The sequence below is a fragment of the Streptomyces sp. AB3(2024) genome (genome assembly GCF_041862025.1).
In the GTDB taxonomy this organism is placed as follows: domain Bacteria; phylum Actinomycetota; class Actinomycetes; order Streptomycetales; family Streptomycetaceae; genus Streptomyces.
This window is the reverse complement of record NZ_JBGWAB010000355.1, coordinates 1-398: the sequence shown is the minus strand read 5'-3', so window position 1 is coordinate 398 and position 398 is coordinate 1. Positions and strand designations below refer to the sequence as shown.

General features: G+C 66.6%; 1 protein-coding gene. It reads right to left on the bottom strand.

The window, feature by feature from the left end:
* The coding region (locus ACEPPI_RS40740; RefSeq protein WP_373920275.1) for a zinc-binding dehydrogenase at positions 1 to 398 on the bottom strand (398 nt) is incomplete at both ends.

Below are 398 nucleotides of genomic sequence, written 5' to 3'. Positions count from 1 at the left end.
AGGCGGTTGGCTTCCCAGGCTTCGCGGTAGTTGGCGAAGTGGGAGCCGACGATCTTCTTGAGGGACATCCACAGGTAGCGGTTGTCGTACTCGTGCATGTAGCCGGAGGTGGAGGCGCAGGTGGTGATGGTGCCGCCCTTGCGGGTGACGTACACCGAGGCACCGAAGGTCTCGCGGCCGGGGTGCTCGAAGACGATGTCGATGTCCTCGCCGCCGGTGAGCTCGCGGATGCGCTTGCCGAAGCGCTTCCACTCCTTGGGGTCCTGGGTGTGCTCGTCCTTCCAGAACTTGTAGCCCTCGGCGTTGCGGTCGATGACCGCGGTCGCGCCCATGGCCCGGCAGATGTCGGCCTTCTCGGGGGAGGAGACGACGCAGATCGGGTTGGCGCCGCCGGCCAG